Genomic DNA, 4,645 nt, shown 5'->3' with positions numbered 1-4,645 from the left:
GCACCCGGTAGCTGCCCGGGCGCGGGAAGGAGTGGGTGAAGGTGCCCGCCCCGGAGGAGAAGCTCAGGTTCTCATCCAGGAACTGCCACAGGAAGGTGCTGCCGGTAAAGGGATGGCCGGGCTGGGGAATGGTGGTATTGGTGAACTCGAACTTGAGCGAGTCGCAGGGATTGAGCTTGCGGAACACGAAGTCGGGTGTGGCCTTCACCACCCCCACGCGGATGTTCACGTACGAGGTATCGCGCACGTTGCAGCTGTTGGGGTCTACGGCAATGAGGCGCGCCCGGTAGGTGCCGGCGCTGGTATAGGTATAGCTCGAACTGGGGTCGGTGGTGGTCTGGTCGGTCACGCCATCGCCGTTGAAGTCCCACTCGTAGGTGACGGCGTTGGCCACCGTGTCGCGGAACTGCACCGTCAACGGCAGGCAGCCCGCCGTATCGCGCACCACCCCGTTGATCGACGACTGGATCCCCGCCGCAAGACCCGCCAGGTTCAACGCAATCTTGATCATGCCAAGGTTCCAATCCGGAGAGGGATTATCCGGCGACCAGGAACCCGGTGTCGTAGGCCAAAAGGCACGCTGAAGATTTCCGTTGGCGCAAGTCGCCTGGTAGATAACACCGTTGGCATCAAAGCGGCTCGTGCCGCCATCGACATGGTCCGGGAAACCGTTCGGCTCCTTCTCGCCAAAGAAGGATCCATACAACTGCGCGGTCGCGTTCTTCTTCAATACGAAAAAATAAAAATCCTTGCCGTCGGTCTCGGCAGGCGAGCTATACGGTGGATTCATCACCACGGCGTCGGGGGTTACGGGCAGACCAAAGGTCCCGGCCGAGTTGAACCCGGATGTTTTCCCGCCCCAGCCGGACACGTACACGTTCTCGCAGCGGTCCACCAAAAAAGCGGTCGGTGAAATATTGACGTCACTCGCATTGGCTGTGCCGAAAGCAAGCGAATAGATAAAGTCCGACAGGTCGGGTTGCAGCTTGGCAATGAACTGGCGCGCGCCCGGAACGTGGAAGGGCAGCGACTGCGGAACCTTCTCCCAGTCACCCATCGTCTGGCCCATAACATAGGGAAAGCCGCTGCGGTCGAACTGCACGCCATAGATCTGGTCGTACTGCGGCGTCCCGATAAACGTGCTCCGTACCACGTTGCCGCTGTTGGTCAGCTCGGTCACAAATCCATCGATGCCACCGTGGTTGCTGGCGCTGATCCCGCCGGCAAGCGCGAGGCTGCCGCTTGCGGTGCCGCCCCCAACATAGAGGTTGCCGTTGATCGGGCTCAGGGCCAGCACGTAGGCCGCATCCACGTCGGAGCCGCCGAGGCGCTGGGCAAACAAAACAGTACTCAGTGTTGGATCGAGCTTGAGCACGATGGCGTCCTGGTCGCCCTGCATGCTACCCGCGGCGGGAAAGTCGGCAGAGCGTGTGCACGAGGCGATATAGGCGTTGCCCGCAGCGTCCGCGATGACTTCGCTGCGGCCATTGTCACCGTAGTTATACAGGAGCAGGCTGCGCTGCTCGACGGCTGAAATATTGAGCCCATCGTCGCCGCTGCCGCCGATCAGCAGGCCGCCGACCAGTGCCGTGCCGGCCGGGTTAAGCTTGACCACACAGATATTGAACCCGCCCGGTGTCCCGGATGTTCCCGCGGGGCGAATGATCGTCGGAGCGGGGAAGTCGGCCGATGTTGTACGCCCGGCTACGAGCAGGTTTCCCGCCGCATCGCAGAAGAGGCTGTGCGGGTAATCCTCTCCGCTCCCGCCGATATAGGTCGCATAAACCCGCGCGCTTCCGTCGGCAGTCAGCTTGATGATGCCGATATCCTTGCGGCCGTTGTGGAAGTCGGTTTGAAACGCCCCTGAGCTGACCGGGAAGCTGCCGCCGAAAACGATGCCTCCTCCGAAGAACGAGCCGTCAGGCCCGTAGGTAGCCGTAAACCCGTACATCGAGGAATGGCTGCCGGAGAACGTGGAAAAGATGATCGTCGGGTCGATAACGAGCTCTTTCTTCCGGTCGTAATCGCGCAGCTGGTAGCGAAGCACACTATCCTTCACGCGGTAGGTGCAGCCGACGGTCTGCCGGCCGGCATCGTCGTACTGGTAGCAATAGGGCGGCAGCTCCCGCACCGTTCCGACGGATGTAGCGATGTCGAGTCCCTTTTCTTTCACCGTAAGCCCACCGGCGTAGGAGTAGCGCAACGCGATCTGCGCGGGATCGCCGCCGGGGTGAACAACGAGATCATACTTGAGACGCCCGCCTTCGGAATAATAACGCAGGTCGATGTTGGGATACAGATCGGTTACGGTAACGCCCTGGTAGTCGCGGCAGTTGCTGACCCAGTGAGCGGGATCATTACCGGTAATGTAGTTGCTTGCGCCGGGCAGTGGCTTGTCGGCCGAAATGCTTGCCGCGCTGTTGGCGCCGATAAAATCCGCGTGATAAACGTGCGTCCGCACAAGGGCGGGCTTGCCGCCGGGCTGCTGCCCGTGCACAGTAGCCAATGCGGAAGCGAGGTCGGCGGTATCCTGCAACAGGACGGTGAAGCCGCTCTTGCGCAGGAAGAAGGCGCCGGCCGGAACCTCGGCACGGTAGCGAACGGCGGCGTCCCACTGCCCTTTATTTTCGGTAAAGGCAAGAGGCGCTTTCGATTGGGCAAAAGAGGATAAGGTAGCCAGGAAGCATGCGGCAACAAGCAGTATGGTTTTCAGGTAGCGCATAAGAATCGGTTCAATCAACCAACAAAACAGACCGCCATTGGCTGTCCAAATTCGTGACGCAGTTGGTTTGTAGTTGTGTTTGAAGATACCGAACAAAAACGGAGCGCGGGCAAGAGCACCGAAACGGGTGCGGCATCTGCCTAGTTCTTGAAACTCGGGCAGATCGTTTGCCGGCGGTTGTAGCTATAGCGCTCGAATACGCCCTGCTTCACCAGCGAGAACTCGAGCGCGCCACGCGAGCCGTTATAGGTTTTGAGCGGCGACATCGTCACATCGTAGCTGAAGCTGAAAATATAATCCTTGAGGCCGAGACCGATCATCGGGATGATCGCTTCCTTGTAGCGGTAGTAGAGCCCGCCCACGAGCAGTTGCTCGCCGTCGCCTGAAAGGTTGTAGTGAACGTTGGCGCCGCCGACGGCCTCGAAGGAGCCGGCCTGCGTGCTGACGTAGATGTTGGGGTTCACGATCCACTGGTTGTTGACCTTGATGGAGCCGTTCAGGAAAGCCGTGTTGCGCATCGGGATGCGGTTGTCGATATCGTTGGCATCGTTCACGAAGAACGACTCGCGCGGCCGGTTGATGTGCATGACCGAAAAGCCGCCATTGACGTAGATGTTGCTGGTTGGGAAGTACGCGAAGTTCATACCGCCCTGCAGGTCGAAGTAGCCGACGTTGGTCCGGTCGAGGGCCGCGGAAGTGGGCAGCTTGTTGTCGAAGAAGTGCCCGTCGAACTGGTCGGGAAACTTAAGACCCGACGTGTTGATCTGCTTGTTGGCGTATCCAACGTTGAAGCCGAGGCTGAGGAGGCTTGAGTACCCGAGCATCTGGTGGTACGCTACCGAGCCGTACAGGCGCGTTGAGCTCAGGTTTCCTGCGCCGGCCACGTCTTTCATCACGAGGCCGCCAAGGCCGATCCAGCCGTTCTGGAAGCGCTCCTTCCCTACCGCCACATCACCGAATGCGCTCATGGTTTTATAGGGCACCGACATCACCGACGACCACTGGTTGCGGTAGTTGACACCGATACGGTAGTCGCCGTCGGGAATAAAGCCCGTGTTGGCCGGATTCGTCGAAAGCGGCGAGTTGAAGAACTGCGAGAAATGCAGATCCTGCGCGGTGGCCGTTCCGCCTGCCAGTACCAGGCTGCTCCATATGGTTAGAATGCGCTTCATCGGATCCTCCTCTTTTATCGGATTAGGGTAATATCACCTTTTTTGCTGGCCTTTTTCCCGTCGATGAAGGTCACCTCCAGGGTATAGGCATACACGTCCATAGGCTGCAGCTTGCCCCCGTAGGTGCCGTCCCAGCCAATGCGGCGGTCGTTGGTCTCAAACACCTTCTGGCCCCAGCGGTTCCAGATGGTAAAGTGCAGCGTGGCCACCCCAAAGCCGCGGGCATACACCACCGCGTTGCTGCCCCCACTCAGCGGCAAAAAGGCATTGGGCACGTCGATGGCCGGCTCCACTAGCGTCCGCACCCAGCGGCGCGCCGTATCGGGGCAGCCCGCCGGGTTGTAAGCAATCAACAATACCTCGAAAGAATCGGCCGTGTTGTACTCGTGGCGTACCGGCAAGCGGTCGCGGGTCAGCAGCGAGTCGCCGTCGCCGAAGAGCCACTTGAACTGGATGGCGTCGCTCGACGATGTGTTCTCGAAGCTCAGCGCCGTATTGGGCACCGGCGGCTGCGGCGCCACCGTGCCGATACCGGCCGTGGGCTTGTCGTACAGGGTAATGCGTACGCTCGTGGTATCGGTGATGTTGCAGGTGCCCGAGTCCACCACCGACAGGGTAATGGTGTAGGTACCGGGGGCGGCGTAGAAGTGCGGCGGCGGCGTGGAGGCCGTGGAGGTCGTGTTGTCGCCGAAGTTCCAGAGGAAGGTCTGCCCGCCCTGGGAGGCATTGGTCAGCGCGATGTAGGAAGGCG

The 4,645-nt window shown here is 60.4% G+C and carries 3 protein-coding genes; all 3 read right to left on the bottom strand.

Annotated elements, in window-relative coordinates:
• Positions 1-2,722: DUF7948 domain-containing protein (locus ACYU7Z_RS16430; protein ID WP_460572447.1), on the bottom strand; the 2,722-nt coding region annotated here is incomplete at its 3' end.
• A 140-nt stretch (positions 2,723-2,862) separates the two neighbouring features.
• Positions 2,863-3,894 carry a PorP/SprF family type IX secretion system membrane protein gene (locus ACYU7Z_RS16425; RefSeq protein ID WP_460572446.1) on the bottom strand — a complete coding sequence of 344 codons (1,032 nt, stop codon included), beginning with the start codon at positions 3,892-3,894 and terminating at the stop codon, positions 2,863-2,865.
• A gap of 14 nt (positions 3,895-3,908) precedes the next feature.
• Positions 3,909-4,645, bottom strand: a 737-nt coding sequence (locus ACYU7Z_RS16420; RefSeq protein WP_460572445.1) for a PKD domain-containing protein, incomplete at its 5' end; no start/stop codon positions are given.

It is taken from the genome of Flaviaestuariibacter terrae, assembly GCF_054777635.1.
This window is presented reverse-complemented; position numbering and strand designations above follow the sequence as displayed.

What these genes read in the sequence shown, in the direction of transcription:
- ACYU7Z_RS16425 (WP_460572446.1), bottom strand. Translation starts at nt 3,894, where the DNA reads ATGAAGCGCATTCTAACCATATGGAGCAGCCTGGTACTGGCAGGCGGA.